Below are 307 nucleotides of genomic sequence, written 5' to 3' on the forward strand. Positions count from 1 at the left end.
GGGCAAGTAAAATAATCATTATAAAAAATTCAAATTCTGCCGATTTTTGCACCGGATGTGTTTTTTCAGGAAGATTGTACTCTTCTAGTGTGTGTTGTCCTATTTTTAGATCCGGTCTGAAATTTTGAATACCCTGTAAAAAGTGCCTGTATAGTTCATATTTATTTTTAAAAATGTAAAAACCATGATTGAAATCAATCGCAGTTTCCTGTATCTGTCCAGTTTCATTTTTCTTAAAACTCTTTATTGATTTCGTGAAGGAAGGCTGTGTATTTGTTACACTTCTTACATCGGGAAGAAAAGAATC

The 307-nt window shown here is 32.2% G+C and carries 1 protein-coding gene; it reads right to left on the reverse strand.

The features are described from left to right. On the reverse strand, positions 1-307 hold a 307-nt coding region (locus SB764_RS39170; RefSeq protein ID WP_410866634.1), incomplete at both ends, for a hypothetical protein.

It is taken from the genome of Paraburkholderia sp. SIMBA_027, from assembly GCF_046535315.1.
In the GTDB taxonomy this organism is placed as follows: domain Bacteria; phylum Pseudomonadota; class Gammaproteobacteria; order Burkholderiales; family Burkholderiaceae; genus Paraburkholderia; species Paraburkholderia tropica.